The 23,151-nt window shown below is 70.1% G+C and carries 23 protein-coding genes; 15 read left to right on the forward strand and 8 right to left on the reverse strand.

Annotated features, from left to right (window positions below; all coding sequences use genetic code 11):
- The first annotated feature begins 3 nt into the window (after positions 1 to 3).
- Positions 4 to 963 (forward strand): GlxA family transcriptional regulator, encoded by a 960-nt coding sequence (locus ACFORO_RS30665; protein WP_377875879.1) that lies wholly within the window; start codon positions 4 to 6, stop codon positions 961 to 963.
- Positions 964 to 1,177: 214 nt separating this feature from the next.
- Here ACFORO_RS30665 and trpD read toward each other — a convergent pair whose 3' ends face one another.
- The 3 genes from trpD to ACFORO_RS30680 all read right to left on the reverse strand — a co-directional run bounded on the left by trpD (position 1,178) and on the right by ACFORO_RS30680 (position 3,127).
- Entirely contained in the window at positions 1,178 to 2,221 is a 1,044-nt protein-coding gene (trpD, locus tag ACFORO_RS30670) for an anthranilate phosphoribosyltransferase (protein ID WP_377875881.1), read from the reverse strand.
- 5 nt (positions 2,222 to 2,226) lie between these two features.
- Positions 2,227 to 2,640: a hypothetical protein gene (locus ACFORO_RS30675; protein ID WP_377875883.1), complete on the reverse strand. Its 414-nt coding sequence runs from the start codon at positions 2,638 to 2,640 to the stop codon at positions 2,227 to 2,229.
- A 61-nt stretch (positions 2,641 to 2,701) separates the two neighbouring features.
- Positions 2,702 to 3,127 (reverse strand): ribonuclease E inhibitor RraB, encoded by a 426-nt coding sequence (locus ACFORO_RS30680; RefSeq protein ID WP_354750241.1) that lies wholly within the window; start codon positions 3,125 to 3,127, stop codon positions 2,702 to 2,704.
- A gap of 107 nt (positions 3,128 to 3,234) precedes the next feature.
- Between ACFORO_RS30680 and ctaE the strand changes: the two genes are divergently transcribed.
- From ctaE to qcrB, 4 genes are read left to right on the forward strand one after another with little or no spacing between them, the layout of a single operon-like run.
- Entirely contained in the window at positions 3,235 to 3,861 is a 627-nt protein-coding gene (ctaE, locus tag ACFORO_RS30685) for an aa3-type cytochrome oxidase subunit III (protein WP_354750243.1), read from the forward strand.
- A 55-nt stretch (positions 3,862 to 3,916) separates the two neighbouring features.
- Positions 3,917 to 4,735 (forward strand): cytochrome bc1 complex diheme cytochrome c subunit, encoded by an 819-nt coding sequence (gene qcrC / locus ACFORO_RS30690; protein WP_354750245.1) that lies wholly within the window; start codon positions 3,917 to 3,919, stop codon positions 4,733 to 4,735.
- Positions 4,732 to 5,883, forward strand: coding sequence for a cytochrome bc1 complex Rieske iron-sulfur subunit (gene qcrA, locus ACFORO_RS30695; RefSeq protein WP_354750247.1), 1,152 nt, complete (start codon positions 4,732 to 4,734; stop codon positions 5,881 to 5,883). Before qcrC ends, qcrA begins: the two co-directional genes overlap by 4 nt.
- Positions 5,880 to 7,538 (forward strand): cytochrome bc1 complex cytochrome b subunit, encoded by a 1,659-nt coding sequence (qcrB, locus tag ACFORO_RS30700; protein WP_354750249.1) that lies wholly within the window; start codon positions 5,880 to 5,882, stop codon positions 7,536 to 7,538. Before qcrA ends, qcrB begins: the two co-directional genes overlap by 4 nt.
- Positions 7,539 to 7,601: 63 nt before the next feature.
- On the opposite strand, the gene ACFORO_RS30705 is transcribed toward qcrB, so the two are convergent.
- The 4 genes from ACFORO_RS30705 to ACFORO_RS30720 form a co-directional block, all read right to left on the reverse strand.
- Positions 7,602 to 8,057 (reverse strand): GNAT family N-acetyltransferase, encoded by a 456-nt coding sequence (locus tag ACFORO_RS30705; protein ID WP_354750251.1) that lies wholly within the window; start codon positions 8,055 to 8,057, stop codon positions 7,602 to 7,604.
- 30 nt (positions 8,058 to 8,087) lie between these two features.
- Positions 8,088 to 8,477 (reverse strand): GNAT family N-acetyltransferase, encoded by a 390-nt coding sequence (locus ACFORO_RS30710; RefSeq protein ID WP_377875928.1) that lies wholly within the window; start codon positions 8,475 to 8,477, stop codon positions 8,088 to 8,090.
- Positions 8,478 to 8,572: 95 nt separating this feature from the next.
- On the reverse strand, positions 8,573 to 8,857 hold the full coding sequence (locus ACFORO_RS30715) for an Lrp/AsnC family transcriptional regulator (RefSeq protein WP_009074830.1): 285 nt from the start codon (positions 8,855 to 8,857) through the stop codon (positions 8,573 to 8,575).
- 82 nt (positions 8,858 to 8,939) lie between these two features.
- A complete protein-coding gene (locus ACFORO_RS30720) occupies positions 8,940 to 10,658 on the reverse strand; it encodes a DEDD exonuclease domain-containing protein (RefSeq protein ID WP_377875888.1) in 1,719 nt (572 codons plus the stop codon).
- A gap of 120 nt (positions 10,659 to 10,778) precedes the next feature.
- On the opposite strand from ACFORO_RS30720, the gene ACFORO_RS30725 reads away from it, so the two are divergent.
- The 6 genes from ACFORO_RS30725 to ACFORO_RS30750 all read left to right on the forward strand — a co-directional run bounded on the left by ACFORO_RS30725 (position 10,779) and on the right by ACFORO_RS30750 (position 17,126).
- Positions 10,779 to 12,176 carry an NYN domain-containing protein gene (locus ACFORO_RS30725; protein WP_377875890.1) on the forward strand — a complete coding sequence of 466 codons (1,398 nt, stop codon included), beginning with the start codon at positions 10,779 to 10,781 and terminating at the stop codon, positions 12,174 to 12,176.
- A gap of 777 nt (positions 12,177 to 12,953) precedes the next feature.
- Positions 12,954 to 13,175, forward strand: a complete 222-nt coding sequence (locus ACFORO_RS30730; protein WP_037358162.1) for a hypothetical protein — start codon at positions 12,954 to 12,956, stop codon at positions 13,173 to 13,175.
- A gap of 429 nt (positions 13,176 to 13,604) precedes the next feature.
- Positions 13,605 to 14,666: a C40 family peptidase gene (locus ACFORO_RS30735; RefSeq protein WP_377875892.1), complete on the forward strand. Its 1,062-nt coding sequence runs from the start codon at positions 13,605 to 13,607 to the stop codon at positions 14,664 to 14,666.
- A gap of 151 nt (positions 14,667 to 14,817) precedes the next feature.
- The gene (locus ACFORO_RS30740; RefSeq protein ID WP_377875894.1) at positions 14,818 to 15,465 is read left to right on the forward strand and encodes an alpha/beta hydrolase; all 648 of its coding nucleotides are present in this window, start codon (positions 14,818 to 14,820) and stop codon (positions 15,463 to 15,465) included.
- 7 nt (positions 15,466 to 15,472) lie between these two features.
- Positions 15,473 to 15,865, forward strand: a complete 393-nt coding sequence (locus ACFORO_RS30745) for a hypothetical protein (RefSeq protein WP_377875896.1) — start codon at positions 15,473 to 15,475, stop codon at positions 15,863 to 15,865.
- 103 nt (positions 15,866 to 15,968) lie between these two features.
- Positions 15,969 to 17,126: a glycosyltransferase family 4 protein gene (locus ACFORO_RS30750; RefSeq protein WP_377875898.1), complete on the forward strand. Its 1,158-nt coding sequence runs from the start codon at positions 15,969 to 15,971 to the stop codon at positions 17,124 to 17,126.
- 7 nt (positions 17,127 to 17,133) lie between these two features.
- Here the strand turns inward: ACFORO_RS30750 and ACFORO_RS30755 are convergent, their stop codons facing one another.
- On the reverse strand, positions 17,134 to 17,748 hold the full coding sequence (locus ACFORO_RS30755) for a uridine kinase (protein WP_377875900.1): 615 nt from the start codon (positions 17,746 to 17,748) through the stop codon (positions 17,134 to 17,136).
- Between the two features lie 53 nt (positions 17,749 to 17,801).
- Here ACFORO_RS30755 and ACFORO_RS30760 point away from each other — a divergent pair, with 53 nt between their 5' ends.
- From ACFORO_RS30760 to ACFORO_RS30775, 4 genes are all read left to right on the forward strand, one after another.
- Positions 17,802 to 18,209: an SRPBCC domain-containing protein gene (locus tag ACFORO_RS30760; protein WP_377875902.1), complete on the forward strand. Its 408-nt coding sequence runs from the start codon at positions 17,802 to 17,804 to the stop codon at positions 18,207 to 18,209.
- 25 nt (positions 18,210 to 18,234) lie between these two features.
- Positions 18,235 to 19,464, forward strand: coding sequence for a cytochrome P450 family protein (locus tag ACFORO_RS30765; protein WP_377875904.1), 1,230 nt, complete (start codon positions 18,235 to 18,237; stop codon positions 19,462 to 19,464).
- Positions 19,465 to 19,509: 45 nt separating this feature from the next.
- On the forward strand, positions 19,510 to 20,796 hold the full coding sequence (locus tag ACFORO_RS30770; RefSeq protein WP_377875906.1) for an adenosylmethionine--8-amino-7-oxononanoate transaminase: 1,287 nt from the start codon (positions 19,510 to 19,512) through the stop codon (positions 20,794 to 20,796).
- Positions 20,797 to 20,936: 140 nt separating this feature from the next.
- Positions 20,937 to 23,111, forward strand: a complete 2,175-nt coding sequence (locus tag ACFORO_RS30775; RefSeq protein ID WP_377875908.1) for a SulP family inorganic anion transporter — start codon at positions 20,937 to 20,939, stop codon at positions 23,109 to 23,111.
- Positions 23,112 to 23,151: the final 40 nt, after the last annotated feature.

The following is a 23,151-nucleotide window of genomic DNA, read 5'->3' on the forward strand; positions in this document are numbered from 1 at the left end:
GGCATGGACGTAGAACGGGTCGCCGTACTGCTCGCGGACCGGGTTTCGCCGTTCGAGCTGGGGGTCGCGTGCGAGGTGTTCGGTACCGACCGCAGCGCGGACGGCATCCCCGGCTGGGACTTCGGCGTGTGCTCGCCGAATGGGGCGGAAGTGGCCAGCTGGTCCGGATTCGGCCTCTCGGGACTCCGTGATCTCGACTTCGCGGCGTCAGCTGATTTGGTGATTGTGCCCACCCAAGCGCCGCGGACCGCGCCGCCGCCGGAGCCGTTGCTGGACGCGTTGCGCGCGGCTCGGGAACGCGGCGCGTGGGTGGCCGGGTTCTGCGCGGGAGTGTTTTCCCTTGGCTACGCGGGCCTTCTGGACGGTCGTCGCTGCACGGTGCACTGGATCTACGAGCCGGAATTCCGTCGCCTGTTTCCCGCCGCGGAAGTAGACCCGCAAGCCCTCTACGCGGACGACGACGGCGTGTTCACCAGCGCTGGCACGGTCGCCGCTGTGGATCTGTGCCTGCACCTCGTGCGGCGGTTGCGCGGCGTTGCGGCGGCAACGGCGCTGGCCCGGCGGATGGTGGCCGCGCCGCACCGCGCCGGCGGGCAGGCGCAGTTCGTGCAGGCGCCGGTGCCCGCGACGGCCGCGCCGGACGACGCGGTGGTCGCCGAGGCGCTCGAATGGGTGGAACGGCGGTTGGATCAGCCGTTCACGGTCGCGGAGCTGGCTCGCCGCAGCGGATTGGGGGAGCGGACGTTCCTGCGCCGGTTCTCCGCCGCCACCGGGACGACGCCGCATCGCTGGCTGACCGAGCGCCGCCTCGACCGGGCACAGGCGCTGCTGGAGGAGGGGCGGTTGTCGGTGGAGGACATCGCCGCGGCGTGCGGGTACGCGTCGGCGGCTGCGTTGCGGCACCAGTTTTCGCGGCTGCGCTCGACTACGCCCAGCGCTTACCGGACCGCCTTCCGCTCCTGACTCCTCGGCCCGGGGCGCCCCAATGTGGCATTGGGTGCATGTGACGCACCGAACGCCACATTGGGTGCGTCTGACGCACCCAATGCCACATTGGGGCGCTTGCGATGCACCGAGCTGAGGGTGCGCTGGAAGCTGCGTGGAGTGTGCGGTGCGCCCCCAACGCCACATTGGATGCGCAGGTGCACCCAATGTGGCGTTCGGGTCGTGCCGAAGGTCAGCGATCAGCCGAGGAGAACGCGATCCAGCGGTCCAGCAGTGTCGCTGCCGCCCCGCTGTCGATGGCCTGGCGTGCTCGGTCCAGCCCAGCCGCCAAATCGTCCTCGAGCGAATCGGAGAAGCCCGTGAACGCGGCCAGCGCGGCAGCGGCGTTCAGCACCACCGCGTCGCGCACCGGGCCGGTCTTGCCGCTGACCAGTTCCCGGACGACCTCCGCGTTCGCCGCCGCGTCGCCGCCGCGCAGGTCTTCGGCCGTGGCGCGCGGGATGTCGAGCGACCGCGGGTCGAAGGTGCGTTCCGTCACCGTTCCGCCGGAGACCACCAGCACCGACGTCGTCGTGGTGGTGGTGATCTCGTCCAGTCCGTCGTCGCCGCGGGCCACCAGCACCGACATCCCGCGCTCGGCGAAAATCTCCGCCAGGGCACGGGTTTTGTCGGCGTAGGCGCACCCGATCAGCGCGCTTCGCGGCTGCGCCGGGTTGGTCAGCGGGCCCAGCAGGTTGAACGTGGTCGGCACGCCCAGTTCGCGCCGCGGCGGGCCGGTGTGCCGGAACGCCGGGTGGAACGCCGGGGCGAAGCAGAACCCGATGCCGATCTCCTCGAGCGACGCGAGCACCGCCTCGGGCGGCAGGTCGATCTTCACGCCGAGGGTCTCCAGCACGTCTGCCGCGCCGGACTTCGACGACGCGCTCCGGTTGCCGTGCTTGGCCACCGGCGCGCCCGCCGCCGCCGTGACGATCGTCGCCATCGTGGAGATGTTCACCGAGTTCGACCGGTCGCCGCCGGTGCCGACGATGTCCACCGCCGGGCGGCTCAGCGTGATCCGCCGGGCGTGCGACAGCATCGCGTCGGCCATGCCGGAGATCTCCGCGGGCGTTTCGCCCTTGGCGCGCAGCGCGACCGCGAAGCCGCCGATCTGCGCCTGCCCGGCACTGCCGGACATGATCTGGTCCATCGCCCATGCCGTGTCCTCGCCCGCCAGGTCCTCGCCGGCGATGAGCCGGGTGAGCAGCGCGGGCCAGGTGTGCGGGGTGGCGCCCACCGGGCTCAGCCGCCGTTGACGGCGGGGACCCGCCCGGCGCGCAGCACGCCGGCGACGGTCTCCGCCGCGGTCAGCGGGTCGAGCGGATGCACCAGCACCGCGTCGGACAGCGCCCAGGTGGCGAGCCATCGGTCGTCGCGGCGGCGGACGGCCACCACGATCGGCGGGCAGTCGTCGATCTCGTGCTTGAGCTGGCGGGTCAGCCCGATGCCGCCGGTCGGCTGGGCCTCGCCGTCGAGGATCGCGAGGTCGACCGAGCCCGCGTCCATTTCGGCGAGCACGTCGGCGATGCCGGACGCCTCGACCCACTCGACGCGGCCGAGGTCGGCCGCCGGGCGCCTGCCGACGGCGTTCATGATCGCCTCGCGGACCTCGGCCTTGTGGCTGAACACCAGGATCCGCTGGGACTGCTCGCTCATTGAGCACGCCTCCGTCTCGTCACGGGTGGAACAGCCGCGATCGTATCCGCCGAGACGCATCTCACGCCGACGCGGTGGGCGAGTCACCCGGTTGCCGCGCCTCCCAGCCCGGCGCGTCGCCGCCGAGCCGCTGCGCCAGCCCGGCCATCCGGGACCGTTCCTGGGCGCAGTGCAGGGCGTCCAGCACCTGCACCCGCCGCGCGTGCGCCAGCACCCGGTCGCCGTCGCGGCTCTGCTCGCGCAGGTCGTAACCGTCCTGGGCGAGAATCGCCGCCGCCTCTTCGATCCGGTCCGCCGGAAGGACGAGGTGATGCACCAGGACCGCGGGCGCTTCGCTTGCCCAGCCGGGTGAATCGGCGAGCACCGCGGAGTCCGCGACGGCCGGATCGAACGCCGAAACGACGACCCGCAGACCGGGCGCGTCCGGGTCGAGAACCGCGTTCTCCGGCTTTCTCACCAGGTCACGGAGCTTCTCCAGCCAACTCACGAGTAGCTCCTTCCGGTGCTGGTCCGCCTCTCGCGCGCGGGTGTGACGCGAAGCTCCCACGACCCGCCGCAGACCCGGCGGGCGGGGTGCCCGCACGAGAGGACATAATGCGATTCGTGACAACGGCAGCTCCCACCATCAGCCAGCGGGTCCACTCGCTGAACCGGCCGAACATGGTCAGTGTCGGCACCGTCGTGTGGCTGTCCAGCGAACTGATGTTCTTCGCCGGACTGTTCGCCATGTTCTTCACCGTCAAGGCGCAGAACCCGGCCGGGGCGTCCTGGCCGCCGCCGTTGCACGGCGAGGAGTTCCACCTCAACGTCGCGTACGCGATCCCGTTCACGGTGATCCTCGTGCTGTCGTCGCTGACCTGCCAGTTCGGCGTGTTCGCCGCGGAGCGGGGCGACGTCTACGGGCTGCGGCGCTGGTACATCGTGACGCTGATCATGGGCGCGATCTTCGTGGCCGGGCAGGCGAACGAGTACCACAACCTCGTCGAGGAGGGGCTGACGATCCCGTCCGGCCCGTTCGGCACGGTGTTCTACCTCGCGACCGGTTTCCACGGCCTGCACGTGATCGGCGGGCTCATCGCCTTCGTGTTCCTGCTGATCCGCACGAAGCTCAGCAAGTTCACTCCGGCACAGGCCACCTCGGCGATCGTCGTGTCGTACTACTGGCACTTCGTCGACATCGTGTGGGTCGGCCTCTTCGCGGTGATCTACATCCTTCCCTGATCCCCGCACCGCCCACCACAAAACGGCCTGAACTGACAGCAAGGGTTGCCGCAAGATGACCACCAGCACCAAATCCTCGGAGCGCCGGTTCCGCGCGCGCTCGAAGATGCGCAGGCGCCTCGCGGGCGTGCTCGCACTCGGCGTCGCCCTGGTGGGGGCCGGCGCCCTGTACGCCGTCTTCGCCCCGGAACCGCAGACCGCGCAGGCACAGGGCGACCCGGCGCTGCTGCGCCAGGGCGAGCAGGTCTACAACAACACCTGCATCGAATGCCACGGCGCGAACCTCGAGGGCGTCAAGGACCGCGGTCCGAGCCTCATCGGCATCGGCGACGCGGCCGTCTACTTCCAGACTTCCTCCGGCCGGATGCCCGCGGCGCGCCAGGAGGCGCAGGCCGCCCGCAAGCCGCCGAAGCTGACCCCGAGCGAGATCGACGCGGTCGGCGCCTACGTGCAGGCGCACGGCGGCGGCGCGCAGCGTCCGGAGGAGCGCGGCGAGGCGCTGCGCGGGAACGACCCGGCGCGCGGCGGCGAGCTGTTCCGGCTCAACTGCGCCTCGTGCCACAACTTCACCGGCCGCGGGGGCGCGCTGTCGGCGGGCAAGTACGCGCCGCCGCTCGACCCGGCCACCGAGGAACAGATCTACGACGCGATGCTCACCGGGCCGCAGAACATGCCGAAGTTCTCCGACCGCCAGCTCAGCGTGGAAGAGAAGAAGGACATCATCGCCTACGTCAAGTCGGTGTCCGACGGCAACAACGACCCGGGCGGCAACGGTCTCGGCGGGGTCGGCCCCGCCTCCGAAGGCGTCATCGCCTTCGTCGTCGGAATCGGCGCGCTCGTCGGCATTACGCTGTGGATTGGATCGAAGGCATGAGTGCCGAAGGGCCCAAGCCGCCCTCGGAGGCGGAGCTGGCTGAGATGGACCGCGACGAGCTGCTCAAGCTCGGCGGTCAGCTGGACGGCGTGGAAATCGTCGACTACCCGGAACCGTGGCCGGTCGAGGGCACCCGCGCGGAGCGGCGCGCACAGCGCCTCGTCGCGTTCTGGTTCTCCCTGTCCGCGCTCGCCGGCCTGGCGTTCGTGGTCGTGATGGCCTGGCCGAAGTGGTGGGAGTACAAGGACCCGAGCGACCCGAGCGGGCACTCGACCTACAGCCTCTACACCCCGGCGCTCGGCGTCACGCTCGGTCTCGCGGTGCTGTCGCTCGGCATCGGCGTGATCCTCTACACCAAGAAGTTCGTCCCGCACGAGACCTCGGTGCAGCAGCGCAGCGACGGCCCGTCGACCGCGGTCGACCGGGCCACCATCCTGGCCCACCTCGCCGACGCCGGGACCCGCAACGGCATCGCCCGCCGGTCGCTGATCAAGCGCACCGCCGGCGCGGGCGCGGGTGCGCTCGGCCTCGCGGTCGCGGCGCTCCCGATCGCGTCCTTCATCAAGGACCCGTGGAAGGACACCGAGAACAAGGACGGCCTCTGGCACACCGGCTGGCTGCCGAACTTCAAGGGCGAGAAGGTCTACCTGCGGCGCAACACCGGCAACCTCGAGGCGGACGTCAAGGAAGGCGTCGCCCTGGTCAAGGCCGAGGACCTCGACGCGGGCGCGATGGAGACGGTCTTCCCGTACCGCGAATCGGAGAAGGGCGACGAGAAGGCCCTGTCCGAGGCGCTGATGCGGGTCGACAACCCGGTCATGCTCATCCGGCTGCGCCCGACCGACGCCTCGCGCGTCGTCAAGCGCAAGGGCCAGGAGGACTACAACTTCGGCGACTACTACGCGTACACGAAGATCTGCAGCCACGTCGGCTGCCCGACCTCCCTGTACGAGCAGCGCACGAACCGCATCCTCTGCCCGTGCCACCAGTCGCAGTTCGACGCCCTGCACTACGCGAAGCCGATCTTCGGCCCGGCGACGCGGCCGCTGGCCCAGCTTCCGATCACGGTTGACGAAGAGGGATACTTGATCGCGAAGGGCGACTTCAACGAGGCCATCGGACCGGCCTTCTGGGAGCGTAAGTCATGAGTTCACTCACCACGCCGACCAAGGGCACGAGCGCACTCCAGAAGCACCTGGGCGAGGCCGCGGACAACGCGGACCAGCGGTACAAGCTGGCCAAGGGCCTGCGGCACCAGATGAACAAGGTGTTCCCGACCCACTGGTCCTTCCTGCTGGGCGAGATCGCGCTGTACAGCTTCATCGTCATCCTGCTGTCCGGGGTGTACCTGACGCTGTTCTTCGACCCCTCCATGCAGGAGGTCACGTATCACGGCAGCTTCACGAACATGCAGGGCATGCAGATGTCCCAGGCGTTCAAGACGACGCTGGACCTCTCGTTCGACGTGCGCGGCGGCCTGTTCGTGCGGCAGCTGCACCACTGGGCGGCGCTGATCTTCGTCGCGTCGATGATGGTGCACATGCTCCGGATCTTCTTCACCGGCGCGTTCCGCAAGCCCCGCGAGGCGAACTGGGTCATCGGCGGCCTGCTGCTGATCCTGGGCATGTTCGAGGGCTTCTTCGGCTACTCGCTCCCGGACGACCTGCTGTCCGGCACCGGTATCCGCGCGACCCTGTCCGGCATCGTGCTGTCGGTGCCGGTGATCGGCACCTGGATCCACTGGGCGCTGTTCGGCGGGGAGTTCCCCGGCGACCAGATCATCCCGCGTCTCTACACGCTGCACATCCTGCTGGTCCCGGGCATCATGCTGGCGCTGATCGGCGCGCACCTCGCGCTGGTCTGGTACCAGAAGCACACCCAGTTCCCGGGCGTGCGGCGCAAGGAGACCAACGTCGTCGGCGTGCGGATCATGCCGTACTTCGCCCTCAAGGGCGGCGCGTTCTTCACCCTGGTCGTGGGCGTGCTGGCGCTGATGTCCGGCCTGTTCCAGATCAACCCGGTGTGGAACTTCGGGCCGTACAACCCGTCGATGGTGTCCGCGGGGTCCCAGCCTGACTTCTACATGGCCTGGGCAGACGGCATGCTCCGGATCTGGCCCGCCTGGGAGGTCTACCTCGGGAACTACACGATCCCGGCGGTGTTCTTCCCCGGCGCGATCGGCATGCCGATCCTGTTCGCGCTGCTGCTCGGGTATCCGTTCCTGGAACGGAAGCTGTCCAAGGACAACGCTTCGCACAATCTGCTGCAGCGTCCGCGCGACGCACCGGTCCGCACTGCGCTGGGCATGATGGCGCTCGGGTTCTTCGCGGTGATCGAGCTGTCCGGCTTCAACGACATCATCGCCGACCAGTTCGACATCTCGCTGAACGCGACGACGTGGGCCGGGCGCATCGGCGTGCTGATCGTGCCGCCGCTGGCGTACTACTTCACCTACCGGATCTGTCTCGGCCTGCAGCGGTCCGACCGGGAAGTGCTGGAGCACGGCGTCGAGACCGGCATCATCAAGCGGCTGCCGCACGGCGAGTTCATCGAGATCCACCAGCCGCTGGCCGGCACGGACAGCCACGGCCACGCCATCCCGCTCGAGTACCAGGGCGCGGCGGTGCCGAAGAAGATGAACAAGCTCGGCACCGCGGGCCACGCCGTCCCGGGTTCGATCTGGACGCCGGACCCGGCGGAAGAGACGAAGGCGCTCGACCGCGCTCGCGGCAACGGCCACGGGAACGGCAAGGCGCAGGTCGAAGGGGCCGAGGAGTCGACCGAGGTCGGTTCCGGGCACTGAGTCCCTGAGAACGCCGAGAAGGCCCCTTCCTCATCGCGAGGGAGGGGCCTTCTTGCTGTGGGGTCAGAGCTGGATGCGGCCGACGATCTCGCCGTCGTCGTCGATCTCGCCGGTGGGCTTGAAGCCGAGCCGCAGGTAGAACGGCTGCGGGCTGTGCTTGCCCGGCATCCAGCTGACCGTCACGGATGCGGCGTCGCGGCGGCGCGCTTCAGCCAGGACGGCTTCGACCGCGAACCGGCCGTAGCCCTTCTTCTGGTGTTTGGCGGCGATGTTCAGCCGCCAGAGGTAGGAGCGGTAGTAGTCGGTCGGGTTGTCCGGGTCGAAGGCGGCCATCACGAAGCCGACGAGTTTCTTCCCGGCGTAGACCAGCCTCGGCCAGGCGATGTCCGGCTGGACGTAGGCTTCGGCGAGCGAGCGGGCGACCGAGGAAACGTAGTCGCGCTGAGGTTTCGCCACTTTGAGATCGCAGGCGTCGTCGACGTTGTCGACCGTGAGTTCGACCAGACGCAGGGTCGTCATGCGAAATACGGTAGCGCGGCCCGCGAGGGTTCAGAGCCGGATGCGAGCGACGACCTCGCCCTCGTGGATCTGGCCGGTGGGCTCGAAACCCAGCCGCAGGTAGAACGGCTGCGGGCTGTGCTCGCCCGGTTCCCAGAGCACCGTCGCGGACTCGTTCCCGCGCCGACGCGCCTCGGCCAGCACCGCTTCGACGGCGAACTTCCCGTAGCCCTTCTTCTGGTGCTCGGCGGCGATGCTCAACCGCCAGACGCCGCACCGGAAGTAGTCGATCGGACAGTCCCGATCGAAGGCGGCCATGACGAAGCCGACGAGGTCATCCCCGGCGTAAATCAGCCTGGGCCAGGCCGTCTCTGGCTGGGTGTGGGCCTCCGCCAGCGACCGGGGCCACGTAATGCTCCTGGTGGGGCGCCACCGACAGATCGCAGGCCGCGCCCACGTTGTCGCTGGTGACCTCGGCCAACCGCAGTGTCGTCATGCCCCGGACGTTAGCCCGGGGTACGACAATTTCCGGCGGGTCAGGCCCCTTCGACGCCGATCTCGAACGCGGAGTCGGTGTCGGCGCGCGAGTAGGACCGGAACGCGATGTGGGTGACGGTGTCGAGCACGCCGCGAACCTTGCCGATGCGCCCGGGGATCAGGTCGGCGAGGTCCTCGTGGGCCTGCACGCGCACGGTGGCGATGAGGTCGACGTCCCCGGCGCACGAGTAGACCTCGGACACCTGGTCGAGGTCCGCGATCGCCTGCGCGGCCTGCGGGATCTCCTCGGCCTCTACGTTGATCAGCACGATCGCCGTGATCACAGCGTTCCTCCCACTTGCTGGCGGTAACTACTCGAGCGCGATCGTAGCCGGGAACGCCCCCGAGGACGCCGCGGCGGTGCGGTCAGCCTGCGATGTGTTCGAGGGAGCGGGCGTCGGCGACCTGTGCGAGCCAGGCTTGCCAGCCCGCGACGGCGGCAGGTTCGGCCCACGGCCGCGTAGTACGGACAAGCCGGGTCCCAGGCCGGGCGAGCCAGCGCAGCAGGATTCCGACTTCCTCGCCAGGAGCACCGCGCAACGGCCCATCGCCAGGCAGCACGGTTTCCCCTGCGGCGACCAGGGATTCGACCACCGGCATCGGCGGCACCCCACGGCGCGCGACCCCAGCGGAAGCGAGCCTGCCGTAGCGGATGACGGACAGTTCCCAGCCGCCATTGCCGTCCGGGGCAGCCGCGATGAGCTCCGCGACCGACGCGAGCGCTGCCTGCCGATGCGCGCGTCCGACGGCACGGACCAATCCGGCCAGTTCGTCGCGGTGCCGGGCGGCCTGTTCGTAGTGCCTTCGCTCCGACATCTCCTCCAGCCTCGCTGCGGCTAGATGCAACGGACGGCCGTCGTGACCAGCGATAAGTCCACGGGCGGCTTCCACGGCGGGGGAGTAGTCGGCGACGGTCTGCCTGCCTGCGCACGGCGCGCCGCAACGGCCGAGCTCAGCCAGAACGCACGGCGTGCCGGACGCGGAAGTGGCCGAGATGCGCTGCGTGCAGGTGCGCAGGCCGGAGGCGTCGGCGAGGGTCTCGGCGGCGGTGCGCGCGTCGGCCTGGCTGCGGAACGGACCGAGCGTGCCCGCGCGCGGCAGGCGTACCACGGAAAGCCGCGGGAAAGCCTCGTCAGTGAGGCTGATCCACCAGCCGTGGTGCGGGTTTTTCGAGCGCCGGTTGTACGCCGGCCGGTGCGCCGCGATCAGCCGCAGTTCGCGGATCTCGGCTTCGAGGGAATGCGCGCACTCGATGGCGTCCACCCGCTCCGCCAGCGCGACCATTTCCCGGATCCGGCCCCGGCTTTCGGAACCGGTGAAATAAGTCCGCACGCGCCGCCTGAGGTCCCGCGCGGTGCCGACGTACAGCACTTCGTCGCGCGGTCCCTTGAAGAGGTACACGCCGGGCCGCGACGGGAGGTCGGCGGCGAGGTTTCGCTTGCGGCGCTGGGCTGGCGTGACGTTCGGGAGGTAGTCGATCAGCTCCTCGACGGTATGGACGCCGAGATTGCCGACGCGCTCCAGCAGCGCGTGCAGGACGTCGGTGGTGGCGCGGGCGTCGTCGAGCGCGCGGTGCGTCGGCCGGGTGCGCGCGCCGAGCAGCATCGACAGCGACGACAACCGGTAGCTGCGCGCTTCTTCGCGCGGGATGACGCGGCGCGCGAGCTTCACCGTGCAGACGACGGTAGGGCGCGGCCAGACGTAGCCGTGGCCTTCGCAGGCTGCCTTCATGAAGCTGGTGTCGAAGCCGGAGTTGTGCGCGACCAGCACGGCGCCCGCGATGAACTCCAGGAACGCGGGCAGCACGCGTTCGATCCGCGGCGCGTCGTAGACCATCGCCTGCGTGATCCCGGTCAGCTCGACGATCTGCGGCGGGATCGGCGTGCCCGGGTTGACCAGCGTCGCGAACTCGCCCAGCACCTGTCCGGCGCGGACCTTGACCGCGCCGATCTCGGTGATCCCGTCCGGGCCGGGCTTGGTGCCGGTGGTCTCGAGGTCGAACACGACGAACGTGGTGTCCCGCAGCGGGGTGCCGAGCTCGTCGAACGCCAGCTGAACCTGGTCCGGCCTCGGTCGGGTCTCCATGATCGCGCACAGTAGGACCGACCACCGACAATCTTCGCGCACGCCGCCCGTGGCCCGATGGTGACCAGCGGAACGGGCCGGTGCGGCGCGGGATCCGGCGGCGGGGCCTACCCTGGACCAATGCACCCCCAGCCCGTCGAACCGGAAGAAGCCGCGGAGGCCGTCGGCCCCTCGGCGGTTCCGGCGCGGGCGGAGGAGGACGCCGAGGTCCCGGAAGCGGGGACTTGTCCGGAACCGTCGTCGTGGACGGGCCTGCCGGAGGCGGTGCGCGAGCGCATCGCCGAACTGGCCGCCGCCGCGGTCGCGAAACTGCCGGTCGCGGACGTGCCGAGGCAGCTGCGGCCGGTCGCGAAGTTCGCCCCGGCCAAGCGCGCGAAGCTCGGCGGCACCGCGCTGCTGACCGCGTTAGGAGATTCCGCGCAATTCCGGACCGCGGTCCTCGAATGGCTGCGGGAGCACCGGACAGACGCGCTGGACCCGAACGTTTCGGACTCCGTCGCGGCCGCTGCCGCCGCTGTGCTGCTCGGTGAATCCGGTGCGGCCGGACGCGTGCGGCTGGTCGCGAAAAACGCCGAAGAAACCGCGTTGCGCGCTGAGCGGGACGCGGCGCTGGCCCGGAATCAACGTCTGGAAGCCGAACTCGCCGAGCTGCGCGCCGATCTGGAAGAGGCGCGTGGGGCGGTCGAGAGCGTGCGCGGCGAACGCGAAGCCGAGGTCGAGAAGCTGCTGCGCCGACTGCGCGAGCAGGGCGTGCTGCTGCGGCAGGCCAAGGACGCGGCCGAAGCGGCGCGGACCGAGCTGGCCGACGGGGGAGTGACGCGGCAACGCGAGATCGAGACGCTGAACGTGCAGCTCGACCGGGAACGCCGTCGGGTCGCTTCCGAACGCGCTCGTGCTGAACGGGCAGTCGCGGACGCGGAGATGGCCCGACAATCGGCGCGCGAGGCCAGGGAGGCCGACGAGGTCCGGCTGGCGTTGCTGGTGGACACGATCGACGGTGCCGTGCACGGTTTACGTCGCGAACTCGCTTTGGGCGACCGCGGCGCGCGCCCTGCCGACATGGTGAGCGGCGCGCGGTCCGGGCTCGGCCCCGGCGGGCGGATCCAGGACGTCACGGCGCTCGACCGGCATCTGGCGTTGCCGAACGTCCATCTCATCGTGGACGGCTACAACGTCACCAAAACGGGTTATCCGGAGCTGGCGCTGGCCGACCAGCGAGACCGGCTGGTGCATCAGCTCTCGGCCCTGGCGGCGCGCACGTCGGCGGAGGTCACGGTGGTGTTCGACGGGGCTGGCGTGCTGTCGGTGCCCGCCGCGGTGCCGCGCGGGGTGCGAGTGCTGTTCTCCGAGCGTGGCGTGCTCGCCGACGACGTGATCCGGTCCCTGGTCGCGGCCGAGCCGAAGGGCCGCCTGATGGTCGTCGCGACGTCCGACCGGGCGGTCGCGGACTCGGTCCGCGCGGCCGGCGCGCACCCCGCTCCGTCGGCGGTGCTCGTCAGCCGATTGGGTCGAGTCTGACCCTGCCCGACGTGCGGGGCCCGAAAATTGTCGGTGGTGCTTCCTACCGTTTGTTCCCGAGGCGATTCCCGGAACCGGTCCGGGACTTCTCGGAGGAACGGAGGCTCAGCGATGGGCGAGGACAAGCAGGAGCGATTCGGGGTCGGTTCCGGCGTGCGTGCGGCGGGCTCGGCCGGGGTCAGCGGGGAAGTTCGCTTCGCGGCGGGTCCGGGGGATCGGGTCGCCGGTGTCGACGGCGGGGCGGCTGAACGTTCTCGGCCGCCGGACCGGGGCGGTCACCCGGGCGGGGTGAGTTCGGCGGTGAGTCTTGCCACTGGGGTGAATCCGGCCACGGCGGAGGCTCGGGACCGGGATCTGGAGGCGCGCCGGGAAAGCGGTGTTTCAGCTGGTTCCGGCGGGAGTGCTGAGTCTGCGGCTGTCGCGTTGCGGCGGCCTGGCGAGGCGGTCGGCGCCGGGACGGCACCGGGAGCAGAAGAAGCGGCTGATGCTGCGGGTTCGCTTGGCGTGGGCGAGCAGGTGCCGCTGTCGGGTGCGGAGGGAGAGGCGGAGACGCGGTCGGGAACAGGAACTGATGCTGCGGGCTCGCTGATCGCGCAGGAGCGGGTGCGGCCTGGTGCGGTGGACGAGGCGGAGGCCGACGAGTCGGCGGGTGCGGGCGAGCCTGCCGACCTTGCCCGGTCCCGGCGCTCGGCGCGGCGGCACTCGGGCGCGTCGCGGAGCGCGAAGCGGGCGAAACCCGTTACCTCCCACCGAGAAGAGCGGCGTCCGGCCGGTGCGGTGGACGTCGCGGTCGAGGACATCGACACGTTCGTCGTCGATTGCGACCGGTGTGCGGTGCGCGGGGCGGCGTGTGCCGATTGCGTGGTCAGCGTGCTGCTCGGGCCGCCGGTCGGGCTCGTCTGGGACGCGGACGAACGGCGAGCTGTCGACGCGCTCGCCGAGGCGGGGATGGTGCCGCGGCTGCGCCTGGTTCCGGAGACAGACAGTAGGTCGGCGTGACACCAGTGGGTGACACTGGCTCGCCGAGCGGTCGCCTCGGTGCGGTAAACGGTAAGTAACGGAGAGGGCCGTTTGCGCTGTCGCAGCGTGTGGTCTAAGTCACATTCAACTGCCTTGCTGGTCCGATGGTGTTTCACCGGACTACGGAGAGTTTTTACGGGGGGCCCGGTGGACGCGCCGACGGTCTTTTCGTAACCTGGCCGAGATCTCGCGCCAGGCAGCTGTCGGACGACGGCGACGCGGGATCGCCGCCGGTTCGGCTTTGTCGGGGAGTCAGGATCGGAACCAACCACCGTGCGCGGAAAAGCTGTTGTGGAACACGACGGCCGGAACGCGAACGGAAAGCGTGCGCGAAGAGGGCCCCCCGACCTCTTCCGCGCCGGGGTTCCGGCCACGGCGGCCCGACGAGCAAAGGAGACCCGCGCGGCCGTGCAGTCGCATCCAGTCAAGCGCGTGGTGTCAGGCGCCCTCGCGGCCGCCTCGGTGATCGCAATCGTCACCGCGGCGCAGCCAGCGGGCACCGCAGCCGCTTCCCCCCTCCCCGTCCTCCAGGCCCCGCCGGACTCCGGTTCGGACGCTCTCGCCAAGTACCGCGACCTCGCGGCGCAGGCGGAGAAGGCGAACGAGGACCTCCTCAAAGCCAAAGACGACCTGTCCGCGCGGCAGGGCGACCTCGACAAGGCCAACGGAGACGTGGGCAACGCCCACAACCTCTCCGCGCAGGCCGCCGAGAACGAGAAGAAGTACAAGGTCGACGTCGACAAGTTCGCGAACGCGTCGTTCCTGTCCGGCGTGCAGATGAACAAGCTGTCCGCGCTGCTGGCGGGCACGTCGACGCAGGAGTTCCTCGACCGTTCGGCGGCGCTGGACCAGATCGCGTCGCAGAAGGCCACCGCGCTCGAGAAGCTCCAGGGCGCGGTCGACCAGGCCAAGGCCGCCGAGAAGCTGGCCGCCGACGCCGCGCAGCGGGCCACCGCGGCGCGCGACGCGGCGGCGAAGCTGACCGAAGACATCACGGCCAAGAAGAAGACTCTCGACGACCAGGTCGCCGAGCTGAAGAAGACCACGTCCGGGCTCAGCCAGTCGGACCGGAACTCGCAGAAGGACACCGGCGGCGACTTCTCGCCGGACCTCTCGGCCGCCGGCCCGGCCGCGGCGGCTGCCGTCCAGGCCGCGCTGAGCCAGCGGGGCAAGCCCTACGAGTGGGGCGCCACCGGGCCGAGCTCGTACGACTGCTCCGGTCTCATGCTGTGGGCCTACCGGCAGGCGGGCGTCTCGCTGCCGCGTTCGAGCCAGGCGCAGAGCCAGACCGGCACGCCGGTCCCGCGCAGCCAGCTCCAGCCCGGCGACCTGGTGTTCTACTACACGCCGGTTTCGCACGTGGGCATGTACATCGGCAACGGGATGATGGTGCACGCGCCGACCACCGGCGACGTCGTCAAGATCTCGCCGCTGCAGAGCCAGTACGTGGGCGCGCGCCGGGTCGCCTGACCGGACGTTCTCGCCTCACCGGGGCGGTACCGCATGACGCGGTGCCGCCCCGGTGTCGTTTCGCGGGGTCTTCGCGACTGACGAACCGGCGGCGAAGAAATCCGCTAGCTTCACGCCTGGCTGACGGCAGTGCTGACCGAAGGAGTCGACGATGTCGCTCGCGGGCGAGCTGGTCACCGAGACCTTCGAATACGACGGCGGTCGCGAGGTCACGGTCTACGTTCCGGCGGATCGGCCCGAGGCGGTCGTGTTCGCCGGTGACGGCAAGGTGATCTCGCAGTGGGGCAGTGACCTCGAAGCCGCGGACGTGCCGTCCACGATGATCGTCGGTGTGCACCGCTCGGCCGACGAGACCCTGCGGCTCCATGAGTACTCGCCGGGCTTCGATCCGGAGCGGTTCTCGGCGCACGAGAAGTTTTTCTGCGAGGACGTCCGCCATTGGGCGCGATCAAGGTTCGGGGTGGCACTGCCCGCCGAGCGCACTGCGGTGTGCGGTGTCTCGGCCGGGGGAGAGCTGGCGCTGGCTATGGGGCTTCGGCATCCGGACGGCTACGGCACGGTCTTGTGCGCCTCGCCCGGAGGCGGTTATCGACCGCCCGCTGAACTGCCGACGCTTCCGCGTACGTACCTCGTCGCTGGCACGCAGGAACCGTTTTTCCTCCAGAACGCGACTAGGTGGGCGGACGCGTTGGGCGAAGCCGGGGCGGACGTCGTCTTGACCGAGCGAGCCGGATCGCACGGCGGCGCGTTCTGGCGCGAAGAGTTCCCGCTCATGGTGGCGTGGGCGTTCGGGGCATGATTCGCCGGTGAACGAACTGGTGGCGATCGAGCTGACTGACGACGAGCGCGCGGTGCTGTCTCGCGGGCTGGGCGAGTGGGGCGGGCCAGCGGACTGCACCGAGGAACTCGCGGTGGCGATGGGCTTCCAGGGCCTGGCTGGTCTGTACGAGGACGGGCGGCGCCTCCAAGCAGCGCTCTCTGCCGGTGAGCCGCTCAGCGTTCCGGACTGGCGACGGCTGCTGGTGTCCGCCGAGATCGTGTTCGCCAGCGACGTGTTCGGTTCCGGCATCGATTGGTCGATCACGACCGGCTTTTCGGACGAGGAGACGATCAGGATCCTGCGGCGGTTGCAACGAGGGATCGCGAGCGCGCTCCGCGGCGCACTCCATCGTCGCGAGGACCGGGCCGCCGACCGGTAACCACCGCATCGTTCGCCGGTTTCGCAGGTCGGCAAGTACCCGACAAGGCGTGCTCGCTTCACCGGCCCGCTCCGGCGAAACCGCCCGTCGGTAGCCTGCGGGGGTGCTGAGGACCCTGCTCGTGACGAACGACTTCCCGCCGCGCCCCGGGGGCATCCAGAATTACCTCAATTCGCTGGCCACCCGGCTGCCCGCGGACGACCTCGTCGTCTACGCGCCCTCGTGGGAGCGCAGCAGCGGTTCGCACGTCGAGTTCGACGCGGCCGCCCCGTTCGAAGTCGTGCGGCACCCGACGTCGCTGATGCTGCCCACCCCGGACGTCCTGCGTCGCGCGAAGCAGATCATGCGCGCTCGCGACTGTGAGGCCGTCTGGTTCGGTGCGGCCGCCCCGCTCGCGCTGCTCGGGCATTCGCTGCGGCAGGCCGGCACGCGCAGGATCGTCGCTTCCACGCACGGGCACGAAGTCGGCTGGTCGATGCTTCCGGGCTCGCGGCAGGCGTTGCGGAGGATCGGCGACACCGTCGACGTCGTGACATACGTCAGCAAGTACACGCGCAACCGGTTCGCCGCCGCGTTCGGTCGGCATGCTGGGCTCGAAATGCTGCCGAGTGGCGTCGACACCACGGTTTTCGCGCCGGATCCGGCTGGTCGTGAAGAGATCCGCGCCCGGCACGGTCTCGGCGACCGGCCGACGATCGTGTGCGTTTCGCGGCTGGTTCCGCGCAAGGGTCAGGACATGCTGATCTCCGCGCTGCCCGCGATCCGCGAGCGCGTGCCCGGCGCGGCTTTGCTGCTCGTCGGCGGCGGTCCGTACCGCAAGCGTCTAACCCAGCTGGCCGAGGCGCTCAATGTCGCCGACGACGTCGTCTTCACCGGCTCGGTGCCGTGGGAGGAACTGCCCGCGCACTACAACGCGGGCGACGTCTTCGCGATGCCTGCCCGCACGCGCGGCAAGGGGCTCGACGTGGAAGGGCTCGGCATCGTCTACCTGGAGGCGTCCGCAACCGGGCTGCCGGTGGTCGCGGGCACGTCCGGCGGAGCGCCGGAGGCGGTGCTGGACGAGGTGACCGGCCACGTGGTCGACGGCCGCGACCCGGGGCAGCTCGCGGAGACTTTGGCGGCGCTGCTGTCCGACCCGGTCCGCGCCCGCAGGATGGGCGAGGCGGGCCGTTCGTGGGTCGCCGAGAACTGGCGCTGGGACACGATGGCGAAGCGCCTCTCGACGCTCCTGGACGGCGATCCGGTGGCGGCGGTCCGCTGACCCGGGATCAGGGTTCGTAGATCGCGGGGTGGCGCGGGTCGTCCACGCGGACCACGACGTCCGCGAGGGCACTCGGGTCGACTTCGTTCTCGTAGCGTTCGTATGCGGGAAGCGCCCATTCGTCGGAGACTCGACGGCGCAGTGCACCCGGGGAAAGCCACAAATGCACCACGAAATCGAACGCCAATCCCGCGCCCAGCAAGAACTCTCCGTCGACCACTACGACGCCGCGGTCCGGCACCGGGACTCGCGGCAGCCTGGTCGCGCGGTCGCGTTCGGCGTCCCACAGCGCGGGCAGCACTTCGCCGCTGCCGTCGTCGGCGAGCGGGGCCAGGACTTCCCGGCGCAGACCGCCCACATCGAGCCAATCGGTATACCGGGCGTCCGGATCTTGTTTGCCGTGCTCGAAACGGAGTGACGCTGGTCGCAAAAATCCCGTGGCGGGCACGTGCAGCGCGGCCCGGCCGAGCAGCTTCAGCGGGCCGGTCAGCGCCTCGGCGAGCGGGCCCGTTCCGGCTGCTCCGTCGATCGCGACCGCGATTCGTCGGCGGTGCGTGAGCGCGTCGACGCGCTCGGTCAGTTCGGCGGCCAGGGCGTCGGGGGAGATGGGGCGGTAGCGCACGATCGCATGATCCCGCACCGGTTTCCGTCGGTCCCCGATGCCATGATGGCGGCATGGCCAACGAGGAGGGCAAGACCGGGCGGAGTGGTTGGGAGACAGCCGTTTCCCGCACGATGCCGTACCCGGGCAGCCGGGTATGGGAGTTCCTGGTGGGGGACGGCGTGGAGATCTGGCTCGGCCCTGGCGTCGAACTGCCGCGCGAGCGCGGGGCCGGATACGAGACCGAACACGGCACCACGGGCGAAATCCGCAGTTACGCCGACGACCGCTTGCGGCTCACCTGGCGTCCGACGGACTGGGACCACGATTCCTTGCTGGAGCTCGAAGTCGCGGACCTCGGCAAGCGCAGCACGCTGAAGATCCGCCAGGAGCGGCTCGCGGACGTGGCGGAGAAGGCCGAGCAGCGGGCATATTGGAAACAAGTGGTCGAGCGCGTCGAGGCGGCATTGGCAGAGCGCTGACCGAACTGCACAGGGGGTCCCCGCAGTGAACGTCGACGAACCAACCGAAGAACTCCCTTACGCGGGCGAGGAATTCTGGCAGAGCACGCACGAATGGCTGGCGCGGCGGCGCGAATCCGGTGCGGTGTGCCCGATGACCGCCCGGCGCGGCATCCCGTCCTACCTGGTCAGCGGATACGAGCAGGCGCGCGAGCTGCTCAACGATCCGCGCGTCAGCAAGGACAGCACGGACGTGGCGCGGGTGATCGCGGCGAAGGTCGGCCAGGACGTCCAGGGGCCGGACTTCGGCACTCTGCTCACCCGGCACATGCTCAACAGCGATCCGCCGGACCACACCCGGCTGCGCAAGCTGGTGAACAAGGCGTTCACCGCGCGCACCGTCGCCCGGCTGCGGCCGCGGATCCAGGAGATCGCCGACTCGCTGCTGGACGAAATGGCCCGGCACGAGCAGGTCGACCTGGTGCAGGCGTTCGCCGAGCCGTTGCCGATCACCGTGATCTGCGAGCTGCTCGGCGTGCGGATCGAGGACCGCGGCGAGTTCACCGCCTGGTCGCACCTGCTGCTGTCGTTCGCCGCGGACGAGGAAGCCCAAGCCGCGGCGGCGGGCGAGATGCAGAGCTACCTGCAGCAGCTGGTCGAGAGCAAACGCGCCGAACCGGCCGAAGACCTGCTCTCGGACCTCGTGCACGCCAGCGACGAAGGCGATTCCCTCGACGGGGACGAACTGATCTCGATGGCGTTCCTGCTGCTGATCGCCGGGCACGAGACCACGGTCAACCTGATCGCCAACGCCACGTTCGCGTTGCTGCGCGCGCCCGACCAGGCGGAGAAACTGCGCGCCGACCCGAGCTTGATGCCCGGCGCGGTCGAGGAATTCCTCCGGTTCGACGGGCCGATCAACTTCGCGACACTGCGCTACACGGTCAAGGAGGTCGAGGCGGACGGTGTCACCATCCCGACCGACGAATTCCTCAACATTTCGCTGCTGGCGGCCAACCGGGACCCGGAGAAGTTCCCCGACCCGGACACGCTCGACGTCACGCGTCCGCCCGGCGGGCACCTCGCGTTCGGGCACGGCATCCACTACTGCGTCGGCGCGCCGCTGGCCCGGCTGGAGGCGGAGATCGCGCTGGGCTCGCTGCTGAAGCGGTTCCCGGAGCTGAGCCTGGCCGTGCCCGCCGAGGACATCGTCTACCGGCCGAGTTCGCTGGTGCACGGCGTGCTGGCGCTGCCGGTGCGGACGAAGGCGGCGTAGCGGCTGTCACTGCGGTTCCGCCCGCCGCCCGGTTAGGGTCGGCGGGTGGAACCCAGTGCTGCCGATCTCCTCGCCCTCGACGCCGCGCACGTCTGGCATCCCTACGCGCCGATGCCGGGCCGCGTGCCGCCTCTTCTCGTGGAAGAGGCCAGCGGAGTGCGGTTGAAGCTCGCCGACGGACGGGAACTGGTCGACGGCATGTCGTCCTGGTGGGCGGCGGTGCACGGGTACCGGAACCCGGTGCTCGACGCCGCGCTGGCGCAGCAGGCCGGGCGGATGAGCCACGTGATGTTCGGCGGGCTCACGCACGAACCGGCGATCACGCTCGCGAAGACGCTGGTCGAGATGACTCCGGACGGGCTTGAGCACGTCTTCCTGTGCGATTCGGGCTCGGTTTCGGTCGAGGTCGCGGTGAAAATGTGCCTGCAGTACCAGCGTTCTCGCGGGCTGCCCGGCAAACACCGGCTGCTGACCTGGCGCGGCGGCTATCACGGCGACACGTTCACCCCGATGAGCGTCTGCGATCCGGACGGCGGCATGCATTCGCTGTGGCGCGGAGTGCTGCCGGACCAGGTTTTCGTGCCGTCGCCGCCGTCCGGGTTCGGCACTGAGGTCGATCAGTCCTATGTGGACGAACTGGCGAAGGCGATCGAGCAGCACGCGGACGAACTGGCCGCGGTGATCGTGGAACCGGTGGTGCAGGGCGCGGGCGGCATGCGGTTTCACCATCCCGGCTACCTGCGAGCGCTGCGCGAGCTGACTCGTGAACACGACGTGCTGCTGGTGTTCGACGAGATCGCGACCGGATTCGGCCGTACTGGAAAGCTTTTCGCGGCCGAGCACGCTGGCGTGACGCCCGACGTGCTGTGCGTCGGCAAGGCGCTGACCGGGGGCTATCTGACGATGGCCGCCGCGTTGTGCACGCCCGAAATCGCTGACGGCATCACGCGTGGAGAGCTGCCGGTGCTCGCGCACGGCCCGACGTTCATGGGAAATCCGCTGGCTTCGGCGGTCGCCAACGCTTCGCTCGGTTTGCTGGCTGAAGGCCAATGGCAGTCCGATGTGGCGCGGATCGAAACCGCGCTGCGCCAAGGACTTGAGCCGGCCCGGGAGCTGCCGCACGTCGTGGATGTGCGGGTGCTGGGCGCGATCGGCGTGCTGCAGCTCGATCACGAGGTGGACATGGGCGTCGCGACCGAAGTGGTGACGGCTGAGGGCGCGTGGCTGCGGCCGTTCCGGGACCTGATCTACGCGATGCCGCCGTACATCAGCACCGGCGCCGACCTGGCGGTGATCACGGGGGCGATGCTGGCTGCCGCGGCGAAAGCCTGAAGTTTCTTCGGGTTTTGCCTGGCTGCACGTAGTGGACCAAGCCTAGTCGCACAACCCGATCGTGGGTAATTCGATAAAGATCCACTCCATAGGGTGGGACATAGCGGACATTTCACAGGGATCCCGGTTTCCTGGTGATCATGAGACGACTTGCCGTGCTTCGCCACGACGTGCCCGCCTCGCTCGTGGTCTTCCTCGTCGCGGTCCCGCTTTCGCTCGGGATCGCCCTCGCGTCCGGCGCGCCGATCGTCGCCGGGCTGATCGCCGCCGTGGTCGGCGGCGTGGTCGCCGGCGCTCTCGGCGGCTCCCCACTGCAGGTCAGCGGGCCTGCCGCCGGGCTCACCGTGCTGATGGCCGAGACGATTTCCACCTTCGGGTGGGCGGTCACCTGCCTGATCACTGTCCTCGCCGGCGCGCTGCAGATCCTGTTCGGCCTGAGCCGCGTCGCGCGGGCGGCGCTGGCCATCTCGCCGGCGATCGTGCACGGGATGCTCGCCGGGATCGGCGTCACGATCGTGCTGGGCCAGCTGCACGTGCTGCTCGGCGGAAAGGCACAGAGTTCGGCGCTGGAGAACATCGCCCAGCTGCCCGCCCAGATCGTCGCCCACCACGACGCCGCCGCGCTGATCGGCGTCCTGACCCTCGCTATCCTGCTGATCTGGCCGAAATTGCCCAAGCAGGTCAAGAAAATCCCCGGTCCGCTGGCGGCGATCGCCGTCGCGACGCTCGTGTCCCTGGCCGCCGGGATGACGCTGCCGCGCGTCGAACTGTCCGGCGATCTGCTGCAGATCCGCTTCGCGCCGCAGCTGCCGGACGGCGGATGGGGCCAGGTCGCGGTCGCGGTGGTCACGATCGCGCTGATCGCCAGCGTCGAGAGCCTGCTGTCCGCGGTCGCGGTCGACAAACTGCAGAACGGTCCGCGCGCCAACCTGGACCGCGAGCTGATCGGCCAGGGCGCGGCGAACATGGTGTCCGGCACCCTCGGCGGGCTGCCGGTCACCGGCGTGATCGTGCGCAGTTCCACGAACGTCGCGGCCGGGGCGCGCACGCGGGCGTCGGCGATCCTGCACGGCGTGTGGGTGCTGGTGTTCGTGGTCGCGCTGGCCGGGGTGCTGAAGTCGATTCCGCTGGCCGCGCTCGCCGGGCTGCTCGTGCACGTCGGCGCGAAGCTGGTGAATCCCGGGCATCTGCGGCAGGTGCTGCGACACGGCGATCTGCCGCTTTACCTGGTGACCGTCGCCGGGGTGGTCGTGTTCGACCTGCTGACCGGCGTGCTCGCCGGGATCGTGCTGGCGGTGTTGCTGATGCTGCGCCGCACCGTGTGGTCGGGCGTGCATGCCGAGCAGCACAGCGGCGAATGGCGTGTGATCGTCGAAGGCGTGCTGACGTTCCTGTCGGTGCCGCGGTTGACGAAGGTGCTGGGCACGATCCCGGAGGGGTCGAAGGTGACGCTGGAGCTGGTCGCCGATTACCTCGACCACGCGGCGTTCGAAAGCCTTTCCGCTTGGCAGCAGGCGCATGAACGGACCGGCGGCACGGTGGTCGTCGACGAGATCGGGCATCCGTGGTTCGCCAAGGGCAAGGAAGGCCGTCCGACGCTCCGGCGCACCGCGGCGGCCGGCGCGATGCCCAGGTGGCTGGCTCCGTGGTCGGCCTGGCAGGCCGTGGACGTGCGGGTTCCCGGGCAGCGCACGCACCGGGGCGCGACCGAGTTCCAGCGCCGGGCCGCGCCGCTGCTCAAGGACGTCCTCAGCGGTCTCGCGCACGCTCAGCAGCCGCACACGCTGTTCATCACCTGCGGTGATTCGCGGATCGTGCCGAACCTGATCACCACGTCCGGTCCGGGCGACCTGTTCACCATCCGCAACATCGGCAACCTGGTGCCGCCCGGGCAGGCCGATCCGTCGACCAACGCGGCGATCGAATTCGCGGTCGGGGTGCTGGGCGTGCGGGAAATCGTGGTGTGCGGGCACTCCTCGTGCGGCGCGATGGGCGCGCTGGCCAGCGGTCCGCCCTCGGACACGGCGCTGGCGACCTGGCTGGTGCACGCCGAACCGAGCCGGAAGCGGGGCGGGGCGGTGACCCTCGGCGGGGAACGTCCGGAGCGCGAACCGGACCGGCTGGCGTTGCACAACGTCCTGCAGCAGCTGACGCATCTGCGGCAATATCCGCTGGTAGCCGAGGCCGAAGCACGCGGGGAGCTGGCGCTGACCGGGCTGTACTTCGACGTCGGCGAGGCGCAGGTGTACCTGTCCGACCCGGCGACGGGGGAGTTCATGGCCGCCGGGGCGCCCGCGGCGGCCCCGGCCGGCTGACTCAGGCCCTCGCGCGTGCCCTCCGGTGCGCGCGAGGGAA

Source organism: Amycolatopsis halotolerans (assembly GCF_042647905.1).
GTDB classification, from domain to species: domain Bacteria; phylum Actinomycetota; class Actinomycetes; order Mycobacteriales; family Pseudonocardiaceae; genus Amycolatopsis; species Amycolatopsis halotolerans.